Origin of the sequence: Pelagivirga sediminicola (assembly GCF_003072125.1) — a bacterium.
In the GTDB taxonomy this organism is placed as follows: domain Bacteria; phylum Pseudomonadota; class Alphaproteobacteria; order Rhodobacterales; family Rhodobacteraceae; genus Roseovarius; species Roseovarius sediminicola.
Genome location: NZ_QCYH01000047.1, coordinates 1 through 2,587 on the forward strand (window position 1 = coordinate 1; position 2,587 = coordinate 2,587).

Consider the following 2,587-nt stretch of genomic DNA (forward strand, 5'->3'; position numbering starts at 1 on the left):
GGAGGTTTTCCAACGCGGGTCGTCCGCCCGCCAAGACGCGAACCTCACGCCGCGACCCGCTTCAGAAAACCTTCACCAAGCCGGACATTGGACGTGGTCGGTCAGGCTGTGAACAGCTCCACCCCCACATCCAACAGCCTCGCAAGCTCTTCTGAAACCGCCGACGGCTTGCACACGTCCAATACGTTCAGAGTAATCCCGATATCGGCGATTGGCCTTATCAATACCTCGACATTATCGGCTTCGAAAAAATACACGCCGGCTCCCAACTCAGCAGGAGCGCCAAAACACCGGCTTGCCTCTTTAAAGAACGCCTCAGGATCTGAAGAGGCCGTATTCACCGCTCGACCTTCTTTCGTCGACTCTTGTCCGAAGAATCGCAAGGCGAAGGAGATGAGACTGACATCGCCATACGGGGAACGCACAAGCTCCTGCCTCGCTTTGTATCTTTGCAGCGAACGGTTTGCTGTTGGACAGGGGGAGCAAGCTTGATGTGAACTCAGTATTGTAAAGTATGATCTATGATCGCGAGTCTCCATGAAGCTGATCCCTTGGATCGAAGGGTCAATATCGCTCAGGTCCTTCAACTCAAGGCGGTACTGGCAGGGTTGGGTTGATTTCATTTTCCCTTTCTCACCGACGAGCGTTTCGAAAACTTCGCTGGCAGCGATATCCGCGAGAAAAGCCAGGAACGACTTTAACTCTTGCCCTAGCGGAGCCTTGAGAACGGTTTCTGCCTGATCCCAGATTTCTGCACGCTTGTGCGTCTGGGAAATCGCAATTCCGTGCTTCGCCTCTGCCATCTCACGTAGCGCGTTGAAATGCCCGCAATGATCATCGGCGCTCGATCCTGTAAAAAATCCCACTGTATGGCACCTCTTTGACGGGTTGCGTTTGCCTCACACCAGAACCGTCTCCGCCGTATCACAACCCGGTCTTCAGCAACTTTCCGAACGCAATATGCATCTTGCGATCTCTATCGGACATGGTCTCGCTTATGCGCCAAGTGGTGATGCGCAGCGTTTTCGTGGGGCCCACAGAGACAGTATTCACATAAATATTGGATCGGCCATCCATCGTCCCGCGTGCTGCGTAAACATAATTGCCGCTTGCAACCCTTCCTGACTTCAAGAGGGCGAAGTCTTGGGAGTCTTCACTGTCTGAGCGGGCCATGAGGCGTGCGGCGCGCTCGCTTTCCACCCCGTCGTTCGTGCCCCCGTCAAAAAACCTGACGCTACCGGCAAAACCATCTTCTGTGTTGTAGAAGAGGAAGCTATCCCCCTTGTCTTCACGAAGTTCCCATGCCGTGCCCGCAACACACATCGAGATATCCAGCGGCTTGTTAAGAGGCATACAAGCATAAGCAGGTTTCAAAGGCAGGCACAGACCGCACACAAACAACGCTACCTTCGGAAGGCTGGCTTTCTTGAGTGTTGCATTCAACAGTTTCATTCGAACGGACGTGCTCTCATATATTCTAAAGCGGCTCGAGGTTTCCGGGTACCATCATGGTGTCCGCCGAGCAATCTGCATTGCCATTTCACGCATGAAGTGTAGCCGCCCGTTTTCGACCGGCAGCTCCGGTCCGCCAAGCCGACCTTCACCTGCCACCTCAACGCCGGTGCCATTTCCAACAGCAATGAATGGCAGGAAGGGGTCCAAAGTGAACGGCATCTTGCAATTTACCTACAGATGATGGCAGCGTCCGTAACAAGCAGGTAGGGAGCACACCGGATGACGGATTTGACAGATTGGGTCCCGCGCCCACGCCCTAAGCGCGTTACGCTCGAAGGACAATATGTGCGGCTCGAACCTCTTGTGTCCGCCCACGCTGACACACTGTTCATGGCAGCATCCGCCCCGGGGGTAGAAGACCGATTTCGCTGGCTCTCCGAAGAGCCACCGAGCCGCATAGAGTTCGATGCATGGCTGGAAGAGGCATCCGCGTCGATCGATCCCATGTTTTTCGCGGTGATTGACAAGGCCAGTGGCCGCGCCGAGGGGCGTCAGGCCTTGATGCGCATAGACACGAGCAATGGCGTGGTGGAGATTGGCAACATCATGTGGGGTGCAGCATTGCAGCGGACCCGAATGGCGACCGAGGCCCTGTACCTTTTTGCAGATCGCGTATTCGACCTCGGATATCGCCGGTTCGAATGGAAATGCAATGATTTGAATGATCCATCGAAACGCGCGGCCAAGCGGTTTGGCTTCCGCCCGGAGGGGGTGTTCCGGCAGCACATGGTCGTGAAAAATGCCAATCGTGACACGGCTTGGTTCGCGATGACGGCCGGGGACTGGCAGCGCATGAAGCCTATCTATGAGGATTGGCTGGCGCCCGAAAACTTCAATGATCAAGGACAGCAGTACAAGCCTCTGCGTGTCTGACTTGCGGGAAGTGTTTTCGATCAGAGCCAAAGTCCGCTTTGTCCGCATAGCGGACTTTGGCCCAGACCGTAGCGAACGACTGCTTCCCGCACCTCCCTGCCTGGGTGATGTGAGCGGCCCTTGGACTAAGCCGCTCCGCGGCAATGGCGCTTGCGGCTGATGGATTGAGCCCTCCGTAACAGCGCGCATTTTGCGATCT

Annotated in this window: 3 protein-coding genes; 1 reads left to right on the plus strand and 2 read right to left on the minus strand. The window is 55.6% G+C overall.

Features of this window, described 5'->3' with window-relative positions:
- Nucleotides 1-101: 101 nt before the first annotated feature.
- Nucleotides 102-866, minus strand: a complete 765-nt coding sequence (locus DC366_RS19320) for a hypothetical protein (protein WP_133176257.1) — start codon at nt 864-866, stop codon at nt 102-104.
- A 58-nt stretch (nt 867-924) separates the two neighbouring features.
- Nucleotides 925-1,452, minus strand: coding sequence for a hypothetical protein (locus tag DC366_RS19325; protein ID WP_133176258.1), 528 nt, complete (start codon nt 1,450-1,452; stop codon nt 925-927).
- A gap of 282 nt (nt 1,453-1,734) precedes the next feature.
- Here DC366_RS19325 and DC366_RS19330 point away from each other — a divergent pair, with 282 nt between their 5' ends.
- Nucleotides 1,735-2,388: a GNAT family N-acetyltransferase gene (locus DC366_RS19330; protein WP_108693774.1), complete on the plus strand. Its 654-nt coding sequence runs from the start codon at nt 1,735-1,737 to the stop codon at nt 2,386-2,388.
- Nucleotides 2,389-2,587 lie beyond the last annotated feature (199 nt).